We start from the raw sequence: 21867 nt of genomic DNA, 5'->3' as shown, positions 1-21867 counted from the left end.
CACCTCAGCCCAGAATACTTCGATGCGCTGTTGCGACCGAAGGTCGACAAATGGCTGCGCAAAGCGCGCAAGAATGGCGTGATTTAAGCCCGCCCCCTAACCAATCGCCTTTTCGACCTCATCCAGAAAACCCGCGAAGTTCTCATTCGCGGTCTTCCAGCCAAAGGTCCACCCGGCATTGGGCACGCGCCAATCGGTGCCGTAATTGCACACCAGCATCGCCTCTGCATCGGCGGGCAGGCACAGGCCGGTGGCCGCGTGGCGGGTGTAGGGCAGAAGCTGCGGCCGCGTCATCGCCCCAAAGGTGTGCGGGTAGACGTACAACTTGTCGTCGCCGTCGATCCAGGCCGGGAACAGGTCCACCCCGAAGATGCCGATTTTCTGCAACTTCAGCGTCACCTTGCTCCAGGAAGACCGCTCCACCGCGACGCCGTCCTTGATCAGCCGATCGCACAGCGCCAGCCACTCCGTCGCCGCGTCCTTTTCCGTGCGCGCCTCCAGCAGGACACCCAGATCGATGTCGTTGTCATGCTCCAGAAGGGTGCCTTCGCGCACGATCCCCAGAAGCGTGCCGGAGTTCGCGAAGACCTCTAGATCCAGCTCGGCCAACTGGTCGGCCAAGTCGCTGCACTTGGCGATCACCGCCTCTACATCCGCCGTTCGGAAACTTTCGGTGTAGGCGCTGCCGTTGGGCAGGTAGAAGCCCAGATCGTCCTGCAAATACCGGAGAAATTCGTTGAATTCATCCATCGCGTCGCGCTTGAGGCACTGCTTGGAATACCGCGACATCAGCCGTTGGGTGGCAAAAGCCTTTTGCCGCGTGGCGCAGTTCAACGCGATCCACGCCTGCACCCATTTCGGGTCGCGGGGGTCACGCACGGCCTCCAGCGCTTCGTGCATCTTTTGCCAATCGTCCTTCGGGATCTTGTCGCCCCGAACCCTGTCCCACACCGTGTCAATCAATTGGGTACTGTCCATCGTTCAGAGCCCCGCGGCTTTGCTGTTCAGCGTCTCGATCAAATGCTTGACCTCTTTCAACTGCTCATCGCGCAGCGCTTCCATGAAGGCCTTGAGCGACGTCGAGGACACGTCCTCGGTGCGGGGCAAGTAGAAGACCTCGCACAGGTCGCCAAGGTCGTTGAACTTGCCGCTCCAATCGTCGCCCATGGCGAAAATGTCGATCTTTTCGCGCACGATGTCGTCGCGCTTCTGGTCCCAGTCATGTTCGGGCAGCACGTTGTCCACGTAGCGACACGCGCCCACGATCTCGGCCCGTTGCGCGTAAGGGATCACAGTTTTCTTGCCCTTGATGGCGTTGAATTCATCCGAAGACACACAGACCGTCAGGTGATCACCCAAGGCCGCCAACCGCTTGAGCAGCCGCACATGGCCGATGTGGAACAGGTCGAACGTTCCGTAGGTGATGATCCGCTTGCCCAAGGTGCTGCCTCTTTCGCGTTATTTTGCGCGATTGAATCAACTTCGCCCCAGACCCGCAAGGGTTTTGGGAAAAGCGCACAAAAAAGGGCCGGATGCACGCACCCGACCCCCTTGGCTCAAGTCGAAACGGCTTAGGACAGCGTGTCGTCGATGGCCTTGCAGGCATCGACAAGGCCGTTCACAGCGGCGACCGAATTGTCGAACATCGCCTGCTCGTCCTTGTTCATCTTGATGTCCACGACGCGCTCCACGCCACCGGCGCCAATCACGGTGGGCACGCCGACGTACATGCCCTTCAGGCCAAACGCACCGTCCACGTAGGCCGCACAAGGCAGCACGCGCTTCTGGTCCTTGAGGTAGGCTTCCGCCATTTCAATCGCCGAGGTGGCGGGGGCGTAGAAGGCCGACCCGGTCTTCAGAAGACCCACAATCTCGGCACCGCCATCACGGGTGCGCTGGACGATCGCGTCCATCTTCTCCTGCGTGGTCCAGCCCATCTCGATCAGGTCGGGCAGCGGAATACCGGCAACGGTGGAATAGCGCGCCAGCGGCACCATGGTGTCGCCGTGGCCGCCCAGAACGAAGGCCGTGACGTCGCGCATGGAGACGTTGAATTCTTCGGCCAGGAAATGACGGAAGCGGGCCGAGTCCAGCACGCCTGCCATGCCGCAGACCTTGTGGTGCGGCAGGCCCGAAAACTCGCGCAGCGCCCAAACCATCGCGTCCAGCGGGTTGGTGATGCAGATCACGAAGGCGTCGGGCGCGTGGTCGCGGATGCCTTCGCCGACCGATTTCATCACCTTCAGGTTGATGCCCAGAAGGTCATCACGGCTCATGCCCGGCTTGCGGGCAACGCCTGCGGTGACGATGCACACATCGGCGCCCGCGATGTCGGCGTAGTCGCTCGTGCCGCTCATGGCGACGTCGAACTTCTCGGAAGGACCCGATTCCGCGATGTCCAGCGCCTTGCCCTGGGGCAAGCCGTCCGCGATGTCGAAGAGGACGACGTCCCCCAATTCCTTAACCGCCGCAAGATGGGCAAGCGTGCCCCCGATGTTGCCTGCGCCGATCAGCGCGATTTTGGGTCTGGCCATATCTCAAGATCCTCGGATTCAGAGTTTTGTCGGGCGGAGGGGTAGACCCAGCACGGCTCAGGCGCAAGGAGACTGTGCGCGGCGGATAGCCCCAACCCGACGATCCGAGGGGTTTGTTACAGGTCTTCGCCGGGTATCGCCGGGGGCATCTGGGCGAAATGCTGACCCGCCGCCATCAGGCATGTGGTGCCATCCGCCGAGGTCACGGTGATCGTCCAAGACCCTGTTTCTTCTGAAACATAGACCTCCACGATGCGGTTCTGATGCGCCAATCCCATGCCGTGAACCTGCTCGCCGTAGCGACCGGTCAACTCGCCCACGATGATGCTGCGATCCGCGCAGAGCATTTGAAGGCCTCGATTTTGGGCATTTGCGGGCATGGCCGTCAAAACGGCCAGAACAACCCAGGCGCCCAGGGCGAATTTGGTATTGGATGCGATTCTTTTCATAGCGTTCGTCCCTTTTCAAAGCGGGACGCCGTTGCGTGCGGTAAGCATTGCGTGCGTGAAGCGACCCGGTCCAGGTGGACCTCCCTCCAATCGCGCTGCACCTCTGGTCGGGTGCCTGCGGGTCGACTTTGCGGGATCGGGGTTAATATCCGGTAAAATCGTTGCGAAATTTTGTTGCGCGACATTCTGCGTTGCAGCAAGACCCTTGCGTTTCCCTTGGCCATGTGGTCCCAAAAGGGCCAAATCAAGCAACTCGCGGTGCCCGATGACACAGCCCTGCCGATCCGTCCTGTATATTCCCGCCTCCCGCACCCGCGCGTTGGAGAAAGCGAAGACGATTCCCACCGATGCGATCATCTTCGATCTCGAAGATGCCGTCGCCGCAGATGAGAAGCCCGCCGCGCGAGACACCCTGAAGACCGCGCTGCAAGACGGCGGCTACGGCGCGCGTCTGCAAATCACCCGCATCAATGGCTTCGATACCCCATGGGGCGCCGATGATCTGGCCACCCTGGCCGAGGCCGCGCCCCAGGCCGTGCTGCTGCCCAAGGTCAACAGCGCGCGGGATATCGAGGCGCTCGCCGCCCTGCTCGATGCGAATCCCAAGACCCAAGACACCCGGATCTGGGCGATGATGGAAACGCCCCAGGGCATCCTCAACGCCGCCGAGATCGCAAGCGCCCCGCGCATGGCGGGCTTCGTGATGGGCACCAATGACCTTGCCAAAGACCTGGGCGCGCGGACCCGTGACGCGATGATGATGTCGCTTCAGCTATGCGTTCTGGCCGCCCGCACCCATGGCATCCTCTGCATCGATGGCGTCTACAATGCTTTCAAGGATGAAGACGGCCTGCGCGCGGAATGCCAACAGGGCCGCGATTTCGGCTTCGACGGCAAGACCCTGATTCACCCGGCGCAAGTCGCCATCGCCAACGCGGCCTTCGGGCCCACGGCCGAGGATATCGACCTCGCCCGCCGCCAGATCGACGCCTATGTTGCCGCGCTTGCCAAGGGCGAAGCTGTGGCCGTCGTGGACGGCAAGATCGTCGAGAACCTGCACGTCGAAACCGCCCGGGCGACCCTCGCCAAGGCCGACGCCATTGCCGCATTGGAGGCCGCATGATGTCCTGGATCCTACTTATCGCAGGGCTCCTGCTCTGGTCCGGCGCGCACTTCTGGAAACGCCTCGCCCCCGACAGCCGCGCAAGGCTTGGTGACAAGGGCAAGGGCATCGTTGCGGGCCTTATCGTCGTCTCCATCGTACTTATGGTCGTGGGCTATCGTGGTGCCTATGGCCCGTTCTGGTGGGGCCGCACGCCTGCGCTGGTGGGTATCAATAACCTGTTGATGGTCTTCGCCTTTTACCTTTACGCGGCCTCCGGCGCGAAGACGTGGATCACCACAAAGGTGAAAAATCCGCAACTGACGGGGTTCAAGATCTGGGCCGTGGCGCACCTGTTGGTGAACGGCGACCTAGCGTCCTTCGTGCTGTTCGGCGGGCTGCTCGCATGGGCCGTGGCAGAGGTCATCATCCTCAAGCGGATGGGGGAGCCGTGGACGCCGCCCCACCCCGTGCCGATCAAGAAAGAGATCACCGCCATCGTCGCCACCGTCGTGGTCATCGTGGTCGTCATGCTCATCCACTACTGGCTCGGCTATCAACCCTGGGGATAAGCAATGCAGATCTACCGACTCCTGACCGAGGATGACACCTCGGCGTTCTGCCACAAAGTGTCCGAGGCCTTGGCCAAGGGGTGGGTCCTTCACGGATCGCCCACCATGTCCTTCGATGCGGCCCGCGGTGTAATGCGCTGCGGACAGGCCGTGGTGAAGGACATCGACGCCCCCTATTCCCCTGACATGAAACTGGGCGCGCAATGACCTCTAAAACCAACGCCGGCTACTTCTTCGAGGATTATCGCGTCGGCCAGATCCTGCGCCACGCCACGCCCCGCACCGTGACCCAAGGCGATGTGGCCATGTATCAGGCGCTTTACGGCCCCCGGTTTGCGATGCACTCCTCCACCGAGTTCGCCTCGCCCGGCGCGGTGATCCAGATTCCGAAACTTGATGATCTGATCACGTTCCACACTGTCTTTGGCAAGACCGTGCCCGATATCTCCCTCAACGCGGTCGCCAACCTGGGCTACGCCGAGGGGCGTTTCCTGGAACGGATCGAAGCGGGGGATACCATCTCTGCCACATCCGAAGTCATTGGCCTGAAAGAAAATTCCAACGGCAAGACCGGTATCGTCTGGGTTCGCACGACGGGCATCGTCCACAGCGACATTCCGGTACTCGAATACGTGCGCTGGGTCATGGTCCGCAAACGCGACGCCGCCGCCCCTGCGCCCACGCCCGTCGTGCCGGACCTCGCCAAAGTCGTCCCCGCCGACGCGCTGCACATCCCCGAGGATCTGGACTGGTCCGCCTACGATTTCGCCCTCGCCGGAGAGCCGCATCGCCACGGAGATTACACCGTGGGCGAGATCATCGACCACGTCGATGGCGTCACCCTCACCGACCCCGAACATATGATGGCCACCCGCCTGTGGCAGAACACGGCGAAAGTCCATTTCGACGTCACTGCGCGGCCCGACGGCAAGCGCCTGATCTACGGCGGCCACATCATCTCGCTTGCCCGTGCCCTGTCGTTCAATGGCCTCGCCAACGCGCAACTTCTGGCAGCGATCAACGCAGGCGCCCACGCCAACCCGGCGATGGCCGGCGACACAATCCGCGCTTGGTCCGAGGTCCTTGACACGGCCCCCACCTCCAACCCCCACGTCGGCGCCCTGCGCTTGCGGCTCGTGGCCACCAAAGGCGAGGCCGGAGCGTTGCGGGGCGAGGATGGCAAATACCTCCCCGAGGTGCTGCTGGATCTGGACTACTGGGCGTTCCTCCCGACCTGAGTCTACAAATCTGCAAATATGCACACAAACTGCGCTTTGCATGAACTTCTGCGCGTCGCTATGTCCCCGGCATCGAAACATTGATCGCCGGAGACATCATCATGGCAACCCTGACCACCAACACCACCGCCTCCTCCTCTGACTGGTTGGCGCAAACCCACTGGCTTCTGCGCCTGCCCGTCGCAGGGGTGTTCCTTTATCATGGCATCGACAAGCTTCCCGCGCTGGAAGCGGGCGCGGCATTCATGGGCCTTCCTCTGTGGCTCTGGACCCTCGTGGCCGTGACCGAGGTGCTTGCGGGCATCGCCTTGATCGCCGGTGGCGCGCTGCGCACCACATTGGGTGATCTGTCGACTCGTGCAGGCGGCGCGATCATCGCGGCCATCATGATCGGCGCAATCGCTTTGGTCCATTGGGGCCAGTGGAGCGCCCTCCCCTCTGAAAGCCACCCCTTCGGCGGCATGGAGTTCCACACCGTCGTCCTGTTCTTGGGCGCATGGTTCATCGCGCGTGGGAATCGCATCTGATTCACGGGTCCTGCGACCCCAAGGGCGCCCGGGTCAAAAGCCTGGGCCTCCTTAACTTGTGATCACACCTGCTTTACCTGTGATCACACTACCCCATTCTGCGGCGTTAAGCCCCACACTTGCTTTCAATTTTACCCCCCTAACGCGTGACTACACCGGCAAATCCCCTTATTCCTACGTCAACGACTGGCACTAGCTAGACACGGCACACACTTAAGGGGAACCGTCGCCATGGCAGACGTCAACCGCGGCAATCGTCCGCTTTCACCTCATCTGACGATCTACAAACCGCAGCTGAACTCCATCACCTCGATCCTCGTGCGGATCACCGGCAACGCCATGCTGGTCTCGGGCATCCTTGTGGTCTGGTGGCTGATGGTGGCGGCTTCGGGGCCAGAGTACTTCGCCACGGTAGACGGCTGGGTGACCAGCTTCCTTGGCGATATCGTCATGTCGCTCAGTGTCCTTGGGCTCTGGTATCACGCGCTTGGCGGTGTGCGGCATCTGGTGTGGGACGCGGGCTACGGCCTGGATGTCGAGACGTCTGACAAGATGGGTTGGGGCATGCTGATCGGCTCTGTCGCGCTCACCTTCCTCACGCTCATCGCGATTTAAGGGGCATAACATGGCATATCTTACCGACCGCAAACGTGTTTCCGGCCTCGGCTCCGCCCATGGCGGCACTGCGCAGCATTGGACGATGACCGTCACCTCCGTGGCGCTTCTGATCCTGACGCCGTTCTTTCTGGGCATCATCGGGTCCGCCCTTGGGTCCGAGCATGCAGACGTCATCGCCACCCTTGGCAAGCCGGTGCCTGCGCTGATTGTCGCGGCCTACCTTGTCGTTGGCGCCCACCACCTACGTTACGGGATGCAGACCCTGCTGGAAGACTACACCCACGGGCTGACCAAGAAGGTCTCGATCATCGCGACCACAATCATCTGTTACGGGCTGGCCGCTGGCGGCCTTGTGGCCCTGATGCAAATCGCGCTTTGAGGAGCTGACGATGAAAGATACGACCTCTCCCGCCTATGCCTTGACCCACCACACCTATGACGTTGTCGTCGTAGGCGCGGGCGGATCGGGCCTGCGTGCAACGCTTGGCATGGCCGAGCAGGGCCTGAAGACAGCCTGCATCTCCAAGGTGTTCCCGACCCGCTCGCACACTGTGGCAGCCCAAGGCGGCATCGCCGCCAGCCTTGGCAACATGGGGCCGGACCACTGGCACTGGCACATGTATGACACCGTGAAGGGCTCGGACTGGTTGGGCGACACGGACGCGATGGAATACCTCGCGCGCGAAGCGCCCAAGGCGGTCTATGAGCTGGAGCACTACGGCGTGCCGTTCTCTCGCACCGAAGAGGGCAAGATCTACCAGCGCCCCTTCGGTGGCCATACCACCGAATTCGGCGAAGGCCCCCCCGTGCAACGCACCTGTGCCGCCGCCGACCGGACCGGTCACGCGATCCTGCACACGCTCTATGGCCAGTCGCTCAAGAACGACGCGGAATTCTTCATCGAGTACTTCGCGACTGACCTTCTGATGAACGATGAAGGCCAATGCGTCGGCGTCGTCGCGTGGAAGCTGGACGACGGCACGATGCATGTCTTCCATTCCAAGATGTGCGTTCTGGCGACAGGCGGCTATGGCCGCGCCTATTTCTCCGCCACCTCGGCCCACACCTGCACCGGCGACGGCGGTGGCATGGTCGCGCGCGCAGGGCTGCCGCTTCAGGATATGGAGTTCGTGCAGTTCCACCCCACCGGCATCTACGGCGCGGGTTGCCTGATCACCGAGGGCGCGCGGGGCGAAGGCGGCTACCTGACCAACTCCGAAGGTGAGCGGTTCATGGAACGCTACGCGCCCACCTACAAGGATCTGGCGTCACGCGACGTGGTTTCGCGCTGCATGACGATGGAGATCCGCGAAGGCCGCGGCGTGGGCGAGCAGAAGGATCATATTCACCTGCACCTCAACCACCTGCCCAAGGAAACGCTGGACCTGCGCCTGCCGGGTATTTCCGAGAGCGCGCGCATCTTCGCAGGCGTCGACCTGACGAAGGAACCGATCCCGGTTCTGCCCACGGTGCATTACAACATGGGCGGCATCCCCACGAACTACCTGGGCGAGGTACTGAACCCCACCGAGAAAGACCCAAACCGCATCGTTCCGGGCCTCATGGCCGTGGGCGAGGCCGGGTGTGCCTCTGTCCACGGGGCGAACCGCCTGGGCTCCAACTCCTTGATCGACCTGGTGGTCTTTGGCCGCGCGGCCGCCATCAAGGCGGGCGAGATCGTGGACCCGAACGAGACCAACCCCGATGTGCCGCAAAGCCAGATCGACAAGGCGCTGGCACGCTTTGACGACGTGCGCCATGCCTCGGGCAGTCTCTCCACGGCCGAGTTGCGCCTGGAAATGCAGAAGACCATGCAGGCCGACGCTGCCGTGTTCCGCACCGACAAGACGCTGGCCGAAGGGCTGGAGAAGATGACCTCCGTCGCGGGCAAGATGGACGATATCGCCGTCACGGACCGGTCGATGATCTGGAACTCGGACCTGATGGAAACGCTGGAGCTGACCAACCTGATGCCCAACGCCTTGGCGACGATCGCCGGGGCCGAAGCGCGCAAGGAATCCCGGGGCGCCCATGCCCACGAGGATTATCCCGACCGCGACGACAAGAACTGGCGCAAGCATTCGCTGGCGACGGTCGATGGCAACAAGGTGGACCTGGATTATCGCGCCGTGGGCCTCAGCCCGCTGATCGGCCATAACGAGGGCGGGATCGACATGGACAAGATCAAGCCAAAGGCACGGGTGTATTGATATGAAACGCATGATTCTAACTGCGGGCTTTTTGCTGGCGGTGACCAGCGTCTCGGGCTGCAACCTATTCAACAGCGATGAGACCGTAATCGTCCCGCAAACCTACGCACCGCCGCTGGGTCGCGGCTGCGTGGACGGCTTTGGCCCGATCCAGTCGGGCACGGCAATCTGCGTTGGGGCCTCTGGATGAAGGCTGCCGCCCTGATCCTTGCTGCCTGCGTGCCGTTGACCGCTTGCGTGGGGTTTAAGGACGTGGCCGACCAACTGGCCCGACAACAGGCGCGAACCTTCGTGAATGCCGAGGTCGAAAGCCGCTTTCCCGGCGTGGACGCCACGCCGATTACCAATTGCGTGATCGACAATGCCTCGGCGCAGGAGATCGTGACCATCGCGGGCGGCATTGCCCTGGGCAACACCGAGGCCGCGTCAAACACCGTCAGCACGATCCTTCAGCGCCCCGCGACCCTGCAATGCACCGCCGGAAACTACTTCGACGGCTTTTTCCGGGGGCTTGGCTGATGCGCCTCTCGGCCCTCCTCGCGCTGTCACCAGCGCTCTTCGCAGGTGTCGCGGCCTGTGGCCCGGCGCAGCCGCCCTCCCGGGCGACGGCGGAACGGCTCTGCGCGGAAGAGGCACGGCAAGCCGACGGCATTTCCGGCAACATTGGCATCGCGGGCGGCACCGGTGGCCCGTCCACCAGTGGCCGCGTGACCATCACGTCGGACATCCTGAACCCCAGATCCGAGGCAGACGCGCTGCGCGATTGCGTGGCCCGCCGCATGGCAGGTCAGCCCAACCCGCGCGGCGGCGGCCTGACCTTCGGCATCACGGCCAGTGGCCGCACATGACACAACAGAACACCCCCCGAGGAGACATCCCCCATGGTTGAACTCGCCCTCCCCAAGAACTCTCGCATCACGCATGGCAAGACCTGGCCGAAGCCCGAAGGCGCGACCAACCTGCGCAAATTCCAGATCTATCGCTGGAACCCCGATGACGGAAAGAACCCCTCCATCGACACCTATTGGGTCGACATGGACACCTGCGGCCCGATGGTTCTGGACGCGCTGATCAAGATCAAGAACGAGATCGATCCGACCCTGACCTTCCGCCGTTCCTGCCGCGAAGGGATCTGCGGGTCCTGCGCGATGAACATCGGCGGCGTGAAGTCCAAGGGCACCAACACGCTGGCCTGCATCTATGGCATGGACGAAGTCGACGGCGATATCGCCATCTACCCCCTGCCCCACATGCCCGTGGTAAAGGACCTGATCCCAGACCTGACGCATTTCTACGCCCAACACGCCTCCATCATGCCATGGCTGGAAACCAAGACCTCCCGGCCCGAGAAAGAGTGGCGTCAAAGCATCGACGATCGTGAGAAACTCGACGGTCTCTATGAATGCGTCATGTGCGCCTGCTGCTCCACGTCCTGTCCGTCTTATTGGTGGAACGGCGACCGCTACCTCGGGCCCGCCGCCCTTCTGCACGCCTACCGCTGGATCATCGACAGCCGCGATGAGGCCACCGGAGAGCGTCTGGACGAGCTGGAAGACCCCTTCAAGCTCTACCGTTGCCACACGATCATGAACTGCACCAAGACCTGCCCCAAGGGCCTGAACCCGGCCAAGGCGATTGCCTCGATCAAGAAGATGATGGTCGAACGGACGCATTAAGCGCCCGGCGCCAGCCCAACGGCTGGCGCGCCCTAGCCCCGGCCACGCCCTGCATCTCGGTCGCAATCCCCTTTCCCATCGGGCCCTTCCACTCGGGAATCCCTTCCCTCATGCCACAGCCCCCGACCACGCTGACGAAGGCGAAACCCGCGTTCGCCTCACTCATCACCCTAAGGGATATTCAGGCGCTGGCGGCGGTCTCTTCGGGCAAGGCGGACCACCCTTTCCTCCACATCCCCAAGAACGCCGGCGTCTCGATGCGCAGAACGCGAGAGTTGCGTTGGAAAATGGTCGGCGTGCATCGTCAGTTCCTGCGCGATCGCCGTTATCTGCGCGACCTGCTCAAGACGATGGGTGACGCGAACAAGCATCACGGCATCGCCCACGCGCGCCTGCGAGATGTGAAGCCGTGGTTGGCGGCCCGCCTGACGCCGGTCGCCGTGATCCGCAACCCCCGGGCGCGCACCGTTTCGCGCTACCGCTTCGCGCAGATGGCCGCGCAACAGGGCAACTCCCTCGACAGCGCCCGCGTCATGAGTTTCGAGGCCTTTCTCGACACCCGCTTCGCCGACGGGAACAAGCCGTTCTTCTGGCACCGCGCCGTGCGGGGCTGGTATCCGCAACGCGATTACGTGGTGGATGATGACGGAAACATCGCCGCCGACCTCTTGCGTCAAGAACACTGGGGCGACGAGGCCCGGGCCTATTTCGATCTGGCCAAGCCATTGGAAAGACGCAACACGACCCGAACCGACGCGTCGCAGGATTAGAAAAGCCACTACACCGCCAAGACGATTCAGGACATCGCGGATTGGTACGCCGACGACATCGATAGCTTCGGCTTTGACTTCGATACCTCGGCGACGCGCAACATCTGGACCGCGCCCGCCTAGCGCGGCCTAGCCTCTGGGAAGGCCTGCGCAAAAAGACCCGAAAACCTGCACATCTGCGCCGTTGCCCGCAAGCCGACCCCGGGCCACCCTTGCCTGGACCATTCGCAAAAAGGGTATTTCCATGCGCAGCCTCGGCACTCGTTTCCTGATCGTCGGCCTTTTGGCCGTTCTGATGTATATCCCGGTGTTCTTCGTGTCGCTGGTCGTCGATGACCGCGCCCGCCTGGCAGAGCGGACGTTGCAGGACGTCGGCGCGGAATGGGGCGGCGCACAGCTTTTGTCCGGCCCCATGCTGATCCTGCCCGTGCAAGGCCCCGTCACCCTGACCGAGCGCGTGAACGTCACCGACCCCGAGACCGGCGAGGTTCGGGTCGAAGACCGCCCCGTCACCCGCATCCGCAGCGCCGCGCCAATCTACCTGCTGCCCGAGGATTTCTCGCTCGCCCTCGACACGCAAACCGAGATCCGATCCCGCGGCATCTTCGATGTGCCCGTGTTCCAGGCCCTCGCGACGATGGATCTGACCTATGACCTCGCCGCCGCCGATGACCTGCTGTCGGGCCAGGAAGAGATCTTGTGGGATCAGGCGCAACTGCGAATCACCGTCTCGGCCAACCGGGCGCTACGCGGCGATGCGACGCTGCGCGCAGGCAACATCGCAATCCCGCTGGAACCACGCGCAGACGGCACCGCAGGCATCATCGCCGACCTTGGGGACCCGCGCGATCACGACGGCTACACCATGTCGCTGGGGTTCAACGGCGCCGCCGACCTGCAGGTTACGCCCGTGGGGCGGGCGTCTAACGTGACACTCACCTCCGATTGGCCCCACCCCAGTTTTCAGGGCGCCTTCCTGCCCAACACCCGTACCATCACCGATGCGGGCTTCTCGGCCACCTGGTCGATCCCTCACCTCGCCCGCACGCTGCCCCAGGCCGCGCGTCAGGACTATGACGCCACGGCCCGCCAGCAAACAGCATTCGGTGTACAGTTCTTCCAACCCAATGATTTCTACCAAAAGGCGTACCGCGCGGCGCGCTATGGCATCCTCTTCATCGCGCTGACCTTCCTGACGATCCTACTGGTCGAAGGCGCCACCAAACGCCCGACTCACCCGGTGCAATATATCCTGATCGGGTTGGCGCAGTCCGTGTTCGTGCTGCTGATGGTTTCCTACGCCGAACAAATCGGCTTCGGCGCGGCCTACGGCGTCTCGGCCGGGGCCACGACGCTGCTGCTGACACTGTTCGGGGCGCTGGGGTTGAAGCTTGGGAACCGGTCGTTGATCCTCGGATGCATGCTGGCGGTGACTTACGGCGTCCTCTACCTGATCCTGCGCTCTGCGGATTATGCGCTGCTGGCCGGATCCACTCTTGCATTCTTCGCGCTCGCGTTGACCATGTTCATGACACGGAACGAAGATTGGTACGGCCCGCCGCGTGACCCCGCCAAGACGATGTGGGGAACGCCGCGCCACGGCGTACCACAACAGAAGAAAGCACTCGATGCCCAACCGACGCCCCAAGCTGACGCCCCCGCCCCCTGACACCGAGGCGCGCCGCGGCATCCCTCCTGTCGTCTGCTATCCGCCCGAGACCTTGCAAACGCCGCAAGGCCTCGGGCCCGCCACGCCCACGGGAACCATCGTGGGCGTTCAGGCCGACGCCCGCGATGCCGCCACCTTTACCGCCCGTGCGGGCCAGACCGTGCGCATCCGCTCGATCGAAGGCCCCCAGGTGGGCGATCTGAACCTGTGGAACGCCCATGACATCACCGAGCATTTCTACTCCGGCAAGACCCGCGCGCTCCACGGCACCCATGTGACGACGGGCGATTTCCTCTGGTCCAACCTGCCCCACCTGCGCCCAATGGCCACCGTCACCCACGACAGCCTCGATTGGTACGGCATCGACGACTACGGCGGCGCGGTCCACGACGTGATCGGCACCCGGTGTGATCCCTACACCCACGCGCTTCTGTCGGACGGCGGACAGTACCACCATTGCTGCCACTCCAACCTGACCCGTGCCTTTGCCGACGAAACCGGCCTGCCGCTGGACCAGGCCGAGCCGTTCATCCACGATGTCCTCAATGTTTTCATGTGCACCGGCTTTACCCGCGACACCGGGCAATACTTCATGAAAGCCTCCCCCGTCCGCCCCGGCGACGTGTTTGAATTCCGCGCCGAAATCGACCTGATCGGCGCGCTCTCTGCCTGCCCCGGTGGCGACTGCGGGGCCGAGCATTCAAGCGACGTGACCCCCTGCTACCCGCTGCTGGTCGAAATCTTCGACACCGCCCACACGACCACACATCAGCCGCCCGGCGCAAATCCCTACGACCGCACCCACGGCCGTTAACCCCCTATCAAGGTTAACGCGCCGCGCCCCCGCGCGCGCCTGCTCCCTTCATCTTGCCCAATACAACTCAATCCGACACGTCCCCAAACGCGCCACTGGTCGGCGATAGACGGGTTCCCGACGTCACACGCCAGGCTCCCGGTGACACGATCAAATCGTGTCCGATTCCCCCGGAACTCGAAAAAGTCACGCTGCGCGAAAAAATCTCTTGATCCGAATCCACACTTGCCCCAAATGCGCATTTATAGACGCCAACGCACGCGCCTCTGTCACGGGTGGTAAGTCGGGTCTGCGCACTTCAGGTGCTCTGACCCGGGATAACCATCGCAGTTACGTAGCGACGGTAACGTCTCCCTTTGAATGCAACACGTCCCCTTGCATGGGGCGTTTCGTCCACTTGGAGATCGTGATGACCGCTACGTTCCTCGGGCTTTCGCCCGCCCATTCCGCATCCGCTTCCCGCGCCGAGGCCTACGCCCGCGCCCACACGTTCGAGCGTCCGACACTGGTCCTCGACCTTGACCGCGTCGCGCAGCAATACCTTGCGCTCGAAGCCGGCCTCGGCAACGCCCACATCCACTACGCGATCAAAGCCAACCCCGCGCCTGAAATCCTGTCTCGCCTCGTGGCCCTCGGCTCCGGGTTCGACGCCGCGTCCCGCGTGGAAATCCAGATGTGCCTCGATGCCGGTGCCGCACCGTCGCACATCTCCTTCGGCAACACTGTCAAGAAACCCTCCGACATCGCCTTCGCCCACTCCGTCGGCGTCGATGTCTTCGCAGCCGATGCGTCGGAAGAGCTTGAGAAAATCGCCCAGCACGCCCCCGGCGCGCAGGTCTACATCCGCCTTCTGGTCGACGCCTCCGGCGCCGACTGGCCGCTGACCCGCAAGTTCGGCACCACCCGCGATAACGCGCTGGCCCTGATGGCCGAGGCGCGCGCGCTGGACCTGCGCCCCGTCGGCCTGTCGTTCCACGTCGGTTCCCAAACCCGTGACCCGATGATGTGGGCGCCTGTGCTCGACGGCATCGCCGCCGTCTGGGACGCCGCCCATGACGCGGGCTTCGCGCTGGACCTGCTCAACATCGGCGGCGGCTTCCCCGCCTTCTACGGCGACGACATCCCGCACCCCACGGCCTATGCCGCCCGCGTGATGGAACTGGTGCACGCCCGCTTCGGCGACGTCCCCCGCGTGATGGCGGAACCCGGTCGCTCCATGGTGGCCGAAGCCGGCATGATCGCTGCCGAAGTCCTTCTGGTGTCTCGCAAATCCCCCGACGACCTGCACCGCTGGGTTTACCTCGATATCGGCAAATTCTCGGGCCTGGCCGAAACCATGGACGAGGCGATCCGCTACCAGTTCGCCACCGACCGCGACCATGAGGCCATGGGCCCCTGCATCCTTGCAGGCCCCTCGTGTGACAGCGCCGATGTGCTCTATGAAAAGCGCCCCGTCGCCCTGCCGCTCGGCCTGAAATCAGGCGAGCGGATCTGGATCCGCAACTGCGGCGCCTACACGACAACCTACGCCTCCATCGGCTTCAACGGCTTCCCGCCGCTCGATGTCGTGATCGTGTAACGCGCAACGGGACGGTGGGAGGGGCGACGCAGGCGTCTTTTGAAACTCAAAAGACCGCATGCAAGCGTCTCCCCCGTCCCTAGCCGTAAATCTCGATCCCCGGCCAACTCGCACCGCCATAGCGTGCGCCGTGGGCGAAACCTACCGGCAACAGCCCCTCGATCTCGGCCAGATCCGCGTCACTCAGGTCGATCTCGGTGGCTGCACCCCACTCCGCCAGATGCGCCGCGGACCGCGTTCCGGGGATCGGCACGATGTGTTCCCCCTGCGCCAGAACCCAAGCCAGCGCCACGGACGATGTCGCCCATCCCTTCGCGGCGCACCAGGCCTTGAAGCCCGCAATCGCGGCCATGTTCGCCTGGTAATTCGGGTCCGAGAAGCGCGGCGAGCCTTTGCGGAAATCGCCGTCGGCAAAGGCCTCGCGCCCTGGGAATCTATCGCTCAACATGCCGCGCGCCAGGGGCGAGAAAGCCACGAACGCCACGCCCAACTCCGCGCAGGTCTGGATCATGCCCAATTCGGGCTGCCGCGTCCAAAGTGAGTATTCCGATTGCACCGCCGCGACAGGGCCAACGGTGGCCGCGCGGCGCAGGGTGAAAGGCGCGATCTCCGAAAACCCGATGCCGCCGATCAGCCCTTCGTCCCTGAAGCCCATCATGGTCTCCATGACCGCTTCGACTTCGATCGAATGATCCCTGCGGTGGATGTAATACAACTCCACCGACGACCGCCCCAATCGCTTCAACGACCCCTCCAACGAGGCGCGCAACCGGTCACGCGCATTGCTGAAATGCCGTTCCGGCGTGCGGTAGATGCCGCCCTTGGTGGCCAGCGTCACCTGCGCGTCGGTCTGGGCCAGGAACCTGCCGATGACGCTTTCCGACACGCCATCGCCGTAGACCTCGGCCACGTCCCAATGGGTCACGCCCAGATCAAGCGCCGCCTGCATGCAGGCGGCGCTTTCTTGTTCATCCGTGGCCCCGTAGATGCCGCCAAAGCTCATGCACCCAAGGCCAATCGGCCCGACATTCTGCCCGACTATTCGCCTTTCGCGGTGTCCCGCGGGCGCGCTCATGCGAATGCCGCCTCCAGCGCGATCTCCACCATGTCCGAGAAGCTGGACTGCCGATCTTCCGAGGGCAGTGCCTCTTCCGTCAGCAAATGGTCCGAGACGGTCAGAACCGCCAGCGCCCGCGCGCCGTAACGCGCCGCCAGGTTGTACAGTTCTGCCGCTTCCATCTCCACGGCCAGCACGCCGTGGCGCACCATCTGCTCGTTGAGATCCGGGCGCTCATCATAGAACACGTCGGACGAGTAGATCCCGCCCACGTGGATGCCCGAGCCCTTGCCCGCAGCCGCCGTGTAGGCCGCCTGAAGCAAGCCATAGTCGGCGCAAGGGGCGAAATTCAGCTCTCGGAAGGTGCCCTTGGAAGGCGTCGACAACGACGACGCCGTCATCGCCAGGATCACATCCCGCAACTTCACCGAGGTCTGCATCGCCCCGCACGAGCCGATCCGGATCAACGTCTTGGCCCCGTAGTCGCGAAGCAATTCGTTGGCGTAGATCGACAGGCTTGGCATGCCCATGCCGGACCCGTGGATGGTGACGCGATTGCCGCGCCACATCCCCGTGAACCCCAGCATCCCCCGAACTTCATTGACGCAGACCGGGTTTTCCAGAAACCGCTCTGCCGCCCATTTCGCCCGAAGCGGATCGCCCGGCATCAAAACCGTTTCCGCGATGTCGCCCTTTGCGGCGCCGATATGAACCGTCATTTAAATCGCGAACTCTTCGAGTGATTTGCCAGCGGCAAGCGCCGATTTGATCCAGTTGGGCTGACGCCCACGCCCGGTCCAGGTCTGGCTGGTATCCGCCGGGTTGGCGTATTTCGCCACCCCCTTGGGTCCGGACTTCGACGCGGGTTTGCCGCCGGTGAAATCGTCGAGTGTGAACCCGTGCTTCTTGGCGACGGCCTTCAATTCCGCAAGGCACTCGGACCTGCGCTTTTTTTCATAGCCTTTGATCGTAGCCTCCACGTCCCTTTGATGGGCTTGAAGCTCTTCCAGGCTCATTTTTTCCAGTGATTTTGCCACAACGATCTCCCCTTCACTTATGGCGTCCAGTGAGCAGCCACTTGCAGAAAAGACACACAAAAGGCAAGTATCCTTTTAGACATGTCCTTTTTGGTCAAGAGAGCTGAATGCTATTCAGCGGCAATTGCCGTAGGGTCAACCAGCGCAACGATATCCATCATGATCCGGTTCAATTCGAAATCCTTGGGCGTATAAACCCGCGCAATACCGTATCCCAAAAGCGTTATCCGGTCATCGTCGGGGATAATACCGCCGACAATTACCGGAATATCCAATTCCTCTTTGCGGATCAACTCCATCACTTCTTTGATCAGCGGCACATGGCTGCCCGACAGGATCGACAGGCCGATCACATGGGCGTTCTCGGCTTTCGCGGCCGCAACGATTTCCGCGGGCGTCAGGCGAATACCCTCATAGCTGATATCCATGCCGCAATCCCGCGCCCGGAAGGCGATTTGTTCCGCGCCGTTGGAATGCCCATCGAGGCCCGGTTTGCCGACCAGGAATTTCAGGCGACGACCCAGCTTGTCGCTGACCAGATCGACCGCCTCGCGGATCTCTTCCAGGCCTTCCGTCTTGTTGGACACCGCGCCCGAGACGCCCGTAGGCCCCCGGTATTCCCCGTGAACGGCCCGCATCACGCCCGCCCATTCACCCGTCGTGACCCCCGCTTTCGCAGCGGCGATGGACGCAGGCATGACGTTCTTGCCGTCACGGGCCGCCGTGCGCAGCGCCTCCAGCGCGGCGCGGACCGCGTCGGCATCGCGGCTGTCCCGCCACGCGTCCAGACGCGCGATCTGGTCCTGCTCGACCGCCGGATCCACGACCATGATCCCTCCGTCTTCCCCTAACAGCGGCGATGGCTCGGAGGCGGTGTATTTGTTCACGCCAACCACCACGGTCTCGCCCCGCTCGATCCGGTTCACACGGTCGGCGTTGCTTTCGACCAAGCGTCCCTTCATGTAATCGATCGCATCAATGGCGCCGCCCATTCCATCGAGATTGGCCAATTCAGCGCGCGCGCCCTGCTTCAATTCCTCGACTTTCGCGTCGACCACCGGGTTGCCGTCGAACAGATCGCCGTATTCCAGAAGATCCGTCTCGAACGCCATGATCTGCTGCATCCGCATCGACCATTGCTGATCCCAGGGGCGCGGCAATCCCAGCGCCTCATTCCAGGCGGGCAATTGCACGGCGCGCGCGCGGGCTTTCTTGGAAAGCGTCACCGCCAGCATTTCGATCAGAATGCGGTAGACGTTGTTTTCGGGCTGCTGTTCCGTCAGCCCCAGCGAGTTGACCTGCACCCCATAGCGGAAACGGCGCATCTTCGGATCAGTGACGCCGTAGCGCTCCTCACAAATCTCATCCCACAGATCGACGAAAGCGCGCATCTTGCACATCTCGGTCACGAACCGAATGCCCGCATTCACGAAGAAGGAAATCCGGCCCACCAGAGTTGGGAAATCTTCTTCAGGCACACGGGGACGCAATTCATCCAGGACGGAAACGGCCGTGGCCAACGCGAATGCCAATTCCTGCTCCGGCGTCGCGCCGGCCTCTTGCAGGTGATAGGAGCACACGTTCATCGGGTTCCATTTCGGAACCTCCTTGTAGCAATACTCCGCCACATCCGCGATCATCGCCATGCTTGGCTTTGGCGGGCAAATGTACGTGCCGCGCGACAGGTATTCCTTCATCAGGTCGTTCTGCACCGTGCCTTGCAGCTTGGCCACATCAGCCCCTTGCTCTTCCGCCACGGCAATATAGAGCGATAGCAACCAGGGCGCCGTCGCGTTGATCGTCATCGAGGTGTTCATCTGTTCCAGCGGGATATCGCGGAAAAGCATCCGCATGTCGCCCAGATGACTGACTGGTACACCGACCTTGCCGACCTCACCGCGCGCCAGCACGTGGTCGCTGTCGTATCCCGTCTGCGTCGGCAGATCGAAGGCCACCGACAAGCCCGTCTGGCCCTTCGCCAGATTGCCGCGATAAAGTGCATTTGACGCCTCTGCCGTTGAATGGCCTGCGTACGTGCGGATCAACCACGGGCGGTCTTTGGCATTTGCATCTGTCATGGCGCGGACTCACGTTTGAACAACAAAGTTGCGCCCTTAAAACCACATGCGCAATAAAGTTCCAACAGGTTTTCGCTGCAACGCGGCAAAAAAAGAGGGCCGCGAAAACGCGACCCTCAACATTTCAGATTTTTCCGCGTTCAGGATGCGGCGCGACGCCGCCGGGCCACGGCCATCGCCCCAAGCGCGCCCACCAACAGCAAACCGCCTGCAGGCAGCGGAACGGCTGCGATGGTGTAGCTGAAGTTATCAGCGTAGACACTGTTGTTCCCCTCAAAGCCAACGCCGCCGAACAACACATAGCTGATGTTGTTCGCTGACAGGCTCAGGGTCCGATAACCATTAACATCCCTTGGGATCGTTTCCATGGCCGATGAAAGCAGCCCGCCCAGGCTGTCGAAGGCCAACAGGAAGATCCGGTCCTCATCGGCGCCAAAATCACCCAAGTCCACCGACACGTTCGTCACGCCCAAAACAGAAAAGTCCGCGCGGTACGGATATTCGGTCGTCACAGGCCGTCCGATTATGCCCAAGCTACCGTCAGGGCCAGTCTCGATGCTGACAGCATTGCCACGCGCGGAAAATACGACGTCGTTTACGGTTTGACCGTCAATATTGTCGAACGCGTTGAACTGCTCGAAATCAATGGTCACTGTGGTGGCGGATGCAATTGTACCTGTCACAGCCATTGCGGCTGCAAGAAGAAGCGTCTTCATTTTAAACTCCAAACTTACTAAACTTTTGATGAAATCTTAAACCATTCCCGCCGCATTTGAAAGAGATTCCGCATTGTTTCCGGCGCGCACACAATGCTCGGAATAGGGGCTTTTCTTGCGCAAAATCGCTTCACCGTAAATGCGCCGAGGCATCGTGCCGTTCGGACGACACATCGCCAAACTTGCTGTCTGGCCGACGCAAGACGCCCGGATGCGCACCCAAATCTCCTGCCCCTCGACTTCGCTTTCGCGCGGTGCCCCATCTTCCCGGGTTCAAAGATTTTCTTCTGTTTTCACGAGAATCGATGTAAGTTAACATATTATTTTTCATTTTTAGGAGTGTATTCTATGAAGTTCCCGATACTTACTGCTTTGGCTGCGGGCGTTCTTGCCTTGTCGGTTTCTGCCGCCAGCGCGACCACGCTGGAATTTGACAATGTCGCCGATTGTGCAACCTCAGAGGTCACCATCACCGGCGGCGTCGGCAACGAAGCCTGTGGTTTGGGGTTCTCGCCAAACGGCACATCCGCGTTGGTCCGAAGCACAATTCCGAACAGTGCGGACAGCTTCTGGACGGCCACGTTCTCGACGCTGATGGAGAACGTCTCGGTCGATCTGGGTGACAACGGTTCAGACGCGGATCGGCTGTTCCTCAGTGCATTCGACGCCGCCAACACGCTGCTGGAAACCGTGACACTCGACATCTCGTCGAGCAGCGTGACCATGCACACGTTGACTCTTCTTTCCACGAACATTGCGAGCATCACGTTCGGTACGACCGGTGAGTTGGGTCTCGGCGGTATATATGCCGACAACCTGAGCTTCACTCAGGTCGCGGCAATACCGCTGCCAGCCGGCGGCTTGCTTCTGCTTGGTGGTTTGGCAGGGTTGATCGCAGCGCGGCGACGCCCGGCCTGAGACAGCGAAAACACGCCACGATGCTGAGCCTTCGGGCTCAGCATTTTTGTGTCTGCGGCCCTTCTTTTCGGCGTCAGGTGGCCCGCATTGTCCGGCAAGGGCGACGGGCGGAAATTGCGTTTCCAGACGACGACATCCCCCTCCCCAACCTTTGATCGCGTGTTCCGGATTCGCCAACCGCATCGACCATGCCGCTGTTTTGCATCCATTTTTTTCAGTAGCGGCTCTTTCGTCGGGCGGGCCCTTTGACTTGCATCGTCGATGCGCAACCGCCCCACCCAAGCAGATGCCCGCAAGATAAGG

At 62.3% G+C, this 21867-nt stretch carries 26 protein-coding genes; 17 read left to right on the top strand and 9 right to left on the bottom strand.

Annotated features, from left to right (window positions below):
• Positions 1-96: 96 nt before the first annotated feature.
• The 4 genes from KUL25_RS19290 to KUL25_RS19275 form a co-directional block, all read right to left on the bottom strand.
• Positions 97-978, bottom strand: coding sequence for a hypothetical protein (locus KUL25_RS19290; RefSeq protein ID WP_257894377.1), 882 nt, complete (start codon positions 976-978; stop codon positions 97-99).
• Positions 979-981: 3 nt separating this feature from the next.
• Positions 982-1440 carry an FAD synthase family protein gene (locus tag KUL25_RS19285; protein WP_068352943.1) on the bottom strand — a complete coding sequence of 153 codons (459 nt, stop codon included), beginning with the start codon at positions 1438-1440 and terminating at the stop codon, positions 982-984.
• A 131-nt stretch (positions 1441-1571) separates the two neighbouring features.
• On the bottom strand, positions 1572-2534 hold the full coding sequence (gene mdh, locus KUL25_RS19280; protein ID WP_068352946.1) for a malate dehydrogenase: 963 nt from the start codon (positions 2532-2534) through the stop codon (positions 1572-1574).
• 116 nt (positions 2535-2650) lie between these two features.
• Complete coding sequence (locus KUL25_RS19275) at positions 2651-2983, bottom strand: hypothetical protein (RefSeq protein ID WP_257894376.1); 333 nt, start codon at positions 2981-2983, stop codon at positions 2651-2653.
• A gap of 265 nt (positions 2984-3248) precedes the next feature.
• Between KUL25_RS19275 and KUL25_RS19270 the strand changes: the two genes are divergently transcribed.
• The 16 genes from KUL25_RS19270 (at position 3249) to KUL25_RS19195 (ending at position 15758) form a co-directional block, all read left to right on the top strand.
• The gene (locus tag KUL25_RS19270; RefSeq protein ID WP_257894375.1) at positions 3249-4106 is read left to right on the top strand and encodes an HpcH/HpaI aldolase/citrate lyase family protein; all 858 of its coding nucleotides are present in this window, start codon (positions 3249-3251) and stop codon (positions 4104-4106) included.
• Positions 4103-4657, top strand: coding sequence for an NnrU family protein (locus KUL25_RS19265; RefSeq protein WP_427854463.1), 555 nt, complete (start codon positions 4103-4105; stop codon positions 4655-4657). The genes KUL25_RS19270 and KUL25_RS19265 overlap by 4 nt, the downstream gene beginning before the upstream one ends.
• A gap of 3 nt (positions 4658-4660) precedes the next feature.
• Positions 4661-4864, top strand: coding sequence for a DUF1737 domain-containing protein (locus KUL25_RS19260; protein ID WP_068352955.1), 204 nt, complete (start codon positions 4661-4663; stop codon positions 4862-4864).
• Positions 4861-5895: a MaoC family dehydratase gene (locus KUL25_RS19255; RefSeq protein WP_257894373.1), complete on the top strand. Its 1035-nt coding sequence runs from the start codon at positions 4861-4863 to the stop codon at positions 5893-5895. The genes KUL25_RS19260 and KUL25_RS19255 overlap by 4 nt, the downstream gene beginning before the upstream one ends.
• A gap of 101 nt (positions 5896-5996) precedes the next feature.
• Positions 5997-6422: a DoxX family protein gene (locus KUL25_RS19250; protein WP_257894372.1), complete on the top strand. Its 426-nt coding sequence runs from the start codon at positions 5997-5999 to the stop codon at positions 6420-6422.
• Positions 6423-6653: 231 nt separating this feature from the next.
• Positions 6654-7037, top strand: coding sequence for a succinate dehydrogenase, cytochrome b556 subunit (gene sdhC, locus KUL25_RS19245; protein WP_257894371.1), 384 nt, complete (start codon positions 6654-6656; stop codon positions 7035-7037).
• A 10-nt stretch (positions 7038-7047) separates the two neighbouring features.
• Complete coding sequence (gene sdhD / locus KUL25_RS19240; protein WP_257894370.1) at positions 7048-7419, top strand: succinate dehydrogenase, hydrophobic membrane anchor protein; 372 nt, start codon at positions 7048-7050, stop codon at positions 7417-7419.
• Positions 7420-7429: 10 nt separating this feature from the next.
• Positions 7430-9250 (top strand): succinate dehydrogenase flavoprotein subunit, encoded by a 1821-nt coding sequence (gene sdhA / locus KUL25_RS19235; protein ID WP_068352969.1) that lies wholly within the window; start codon positions 7430-7432, stop codon positions 9248-9250.
• 1 nt (position 9251) lies between these two features.
• Positions 9252-9440 (top strand): hypothetical protein, encoded by a 189-nt coding sequence (locus tag KUL25_RS19230; RefSeq protein WP_257894369.1) that lies wholly within the window; start codon positions 9252-9254, stop codon positions 9438-9440.
• Positions 9437-9769 carry a succinate dehydrogenase gene (locus tag KUL25_RS19225; protein WP_257894368.1) on the top strand — a complete coding sequence of 111 codons (333 nt, stop codon included), beginning with the start codon at positions 9437-9439 and terminating at the stop codon, positions 9767-9769. The genes KUL25_RS19230 and KUL25_RS19225 overlap by 4 nt, the downstream gene beginning before the upstream one ends.
• Positions 9769-10098, top strand: a complete 330-nt coding sequence (locus tag KUL25_RS19220) for a hypothetical protein (protein ID WP_257894367.1) — start codon at positions 9769-9771, stop codon at positions 10096-10098. The genes KUL25_RS19225 and KUL25_RS19220 overlap by 1 nt, the downstream gene beginning before the upstream one ends.
• 33 nt (positions 10099-10131) lie before the next feature.
• On the top strand, positions 10132-10926 hold the full coding sequence (locus KUL25_RS19215) for a succinate dehydrogenase iron-sulfur subunit (protein WP_068352979.1): 795 nt from the start codon (positions 10132-10134) through the stop codon (positions 10924-10926).
• 110 nt (positions 10927-11036) lie between these two features.
• Positions 11037-11696: a hypothetical protein gene (locus KUL25_RS19210; RefSeq protein WP_257894366.1), complete on the top strand. Its 660-nt coding sequence runs from the start codon at positions 11037-11039 to the stop codon at positions 11694-11696.
• A 244-nt stretch (positions 11697-11940) separates the two neighbouring features.
• Positions 11941-13365 (top strand): cell envelope integrity protein CreD, encoded by a 1425-nt coding sequence (creD, locus tag KUL25_RS19205; protein WP_257894365.1) that lies wholly within the window; start codon positions 11941-11943, stop codon positions 13363-13365.
• Positions 13325-14179, top strand: a complete 855-nt coding sequence (locus KUL25_RS19200) for an urea carboxylase-associated family protein (RefSeq protein WP_257894364.1) — start codon at positions 13325-13327, stop codon at positions 14177-14179. Before creD ends, KUL25_RS19200 begins: the two co-directional genes overlap by 41 nt.
• A gap of 409 nt (positions 14180-14588) precedes the next feature.
• Entirely contained in the window at positions 14589-15758 is a 1170-nt protein-coding gene (locus KUL25_RS19195) for a type III PLP-dependent enzyme (protein ID WP_257894363.1), read from the top strand.
• Between the two features lie 79 nt (positions 15759-15837).
• Here the strand turns inward: KUL25_RS19195 and KUL25_RS19190 are convergent, their stop codons facing one another.
• The 5 genes from KUL25_RS19190 to KUL25_RS19170 all read right to left on the bottom strand — a co-directional run bounded on the left by KUL25_RS19190 (position 15838) and on the right by KUL25_RS19170 (position 20646).
• A complete protein-coding gene (locus KUL25_RS19190) occupies positions 15838-16833 on the bottom strand; it encodes an aldo/keto reductase (protein WP_257894362.1) in 996 nt (331 codons plus the stop codon).
• Positions 16830-17534, bottom strand: coding sequence for a purine-nucleoside phosphorylase (deoD, locus tag KUL25_RS19185; RefSeq protein ID WP_257894361.1), 705 nt, complete (start codon positions 17532-17534; stop codon positions 16830-16832). The genes KUL25_RS19190 and deoD overlap by 4 nt, the downstream gene beginning before the upstream one ends.
• The gene (locus KUL25_RS19180; protein ID WP_345791008.1) at positions 17535-17852 is read right to left on the bottom strand and encodes an H-NS histone family protein; all 318 of its coding nucleotides are present in this window, start codon (positions 17850-17852) and stop codon (positions 17535-17537) included. It lies immediately after the preceding gene.
• A 110-nt stretch (positions 17853-17962) separates the two neighbouring features.
• Positions 17963-19930, bottom strand: a complete 1968-nt coding sequence (locus KUL25_RS19175; RefSeq protein WP_257894360.1) for a protein meaA — start codon at positions 19928-19930, stop codon at positions 17963-17965.
• A gap of 140 nt (positions 19931-20070) precedes the next feature.
• On the bottom strand, positions 20071-20646 hold the full coding sequence (locus KUL25_RS19170; RefSeq protein ID WP_257894359.1) for a VPLPA-CTERM sorting domain-containing protein: 576 nt from the start codon (positions 20644-20646) through the stop codon (positions 20071-20073).
• Positions 20647-20994: 348 nt separating this feature from the next.
• On the opposite strand from KUL25_RS19170, the gene KUL25_RS19165 reads away from it, so the two are divergent.
• Positions 20995-21564 (top strand): hypothetical protein, encoded by a 570-nt coding sequence (locus tag KUL25_RS19165; protein ID WP_257894358.1) that lies wholly within the window; start codon positions 20995-20997, stop codon positions 21562-21564.
• Positions 21565-21867 lie beyond the last annotated feature (303 nt).

Origin of the sequence: Gymnodinialimonas phycosphaerae (genome assembly GCF_019195455.1) — a bacterium.
Lineage (GTDB): Bacteria > Pseudomonadota > Alphaproteobacteria > Rhodobacterales > Rhodobacteraceae > Gymnodinialimonas > Gymnodinialimonas phycosphaerae.
This window is presented reverse-complemented; position numbering and strand designations above follow the sequence as displayed.

Coding starts and splice junctions, on each gene's coding strand:
- KUL25_RS19290 (WP_257894377.1), bottom strand. CDS start 978: ATGGACAGTACCCAATTGATTGACACGGTGTGGGACAGGGTTCGGGGC.
- mdh (WP_068352946.1), bottom strand. CDS start 2,534: ATGGCCAGACCCAAAATCGCGCTGATCGGCGCAGGCAACATCGGGGGC.
- KUL25_RS19275 (WP_257894376.1), bottom strand. CDS start 2,983: ATGAAAAGAATCGCATCCAATACCAAATTCGCCCTGGGCGCCTGGGTT.
- KUL25_RS19270 (WP_257894375.1), top strand. CDS start 3,249: ATGACACAGCCCTGCCGATCCGTCCTGTATATTCCCGCCTCCCGCACC.
- KUL25_RS19265 (WP_427854463.1), top strand. CDS start 4,103: ATGATGTCCTGGATCCTACTTATCGCAGGGCTCCTGCTCTGGTCCGGC.
- KUL25_RS19260 (WP_068352955.1), top strand. CDS start 4,661: ATGCAGATCTACCGACTCCTGACCGAGGATGACACCTCGGCGTTCTGC.
- KUL25_RS19255 (WP_257894373.1), top strand. CDS start 4,861: ATGACCTCTAAAACCAACGCCGGCTACTTCTTCGAGGATTATCGCGTC.
- KUL25_RS19250 (WP_257894372.1), top strand. CDS start 5,997: ATGGCAACCCTGACCACCAACACCACCGCCTCCTCCTCTGACTGGTTG.
- sdhC (WP_257894371.1), top strand. CDS start 6,654: ATGGCAGACGTCAACCGCGGCAATCGTCCGCTTTCACCTCATCTGACG.
- sdhD (WP_257894370.1), top strand. CDS start 7,048: ATGGCATATCTTACCGACCGCAAACGTGTTTCCGGCCTCGGCTCCGCC.
- sdhA (WP_068352969.1), top strand. CDS start 7,430: ATGAAAGATACGACCTCTCCCGCCTATGCCTTGACCCACCACACCTAT.
- KUL25_RS19230 (WP_257894369.1), top strand. CDS start 9,252: ATGAAACGCATGATTCTAACTGCGGGCTTTTTGCTGGCGGTGACCAGC.
- KUL25_RS19225 (WP_257894368.1), top strand. CDS start 9,437: ATGAAGGCTGCCGCCCTGATCCTTGCTGCCTGCGTGCCGTTGACCGCT.
- KUL25_RS19220 (WP_257894367.1), top strand. CDS start 9,769: ATGCGCCTCTCGGCCCTCCTCGCGCTGTCACCAGCGCTCTTCGCAGGT.
- KUL25_RS19215 (WP_068352979.1), top strand. CDS start 10,132: ATGGTTGAACTCGCCCTCCCCAAGAACTCTCGCATCACGCATGGCAAG.
- KUL25_RS19210 (WP_257894366.1), top strand. CDS start 11,037: ATGCCACAGCCCCCGACCACGCTGACGAAGGCGAAACCCGCGTTCGCC.
- creD (WP_257894365.1), top strand. CDS start 11,941: ATGCGCAGCCTCGGCACTCGTTTCCTGATCGTCGGCCTTTTGGCCGTT.
- KUL25_RS19200 (WP_257894364.1), top strand. CDS start 13,325: ATGCCCAACCGACGCCCCAAGCTGACGCCCCCGCCCCCTGACACCGAG.
- KUL25_RS19195 (WP_257894363.1), top strand. CDS start 14,589: ATGACCGCTACGTTCCTCGGGCTTTCGCCCGCCCATTCCGCATCCGCT.
- KUL25_RS19190 (WP_257894362.1), bottom strand. CDS start 16,833: ATGAGCGCGCCCGCGGGACACCGCGAAAGGCGAATAGTCGGGCAGAAT.
- deoD (WP_257894361.1), bottom strand. CDS start 17,534: ATGACGGTTCATATCGGCGCCGCAAAGGGCGACATCGCGGAAACGGTT.
- KUL25_RS19175 (WP_257894360.1), bottom strand. CDS start 19,930: ATGACAGATGCAAATGCCAAAGACCGCCCGTGGTTGATCCGCACGTAC.
- KUL25_RS19170 (WP_257894359.1), bottom strand. CDS start 20,646: ATGAAGACGCTTCTTCTTGCAGCCGCAATGGCTGTGACAGGTACAATT.
- KUL25_RS19165 (WP_257894358.1), top strand. CDS start 20,995: ATGAAGTTCCCGATACTTACTGCTTTGGCTGCGGGCGTTCTTGCCTTG.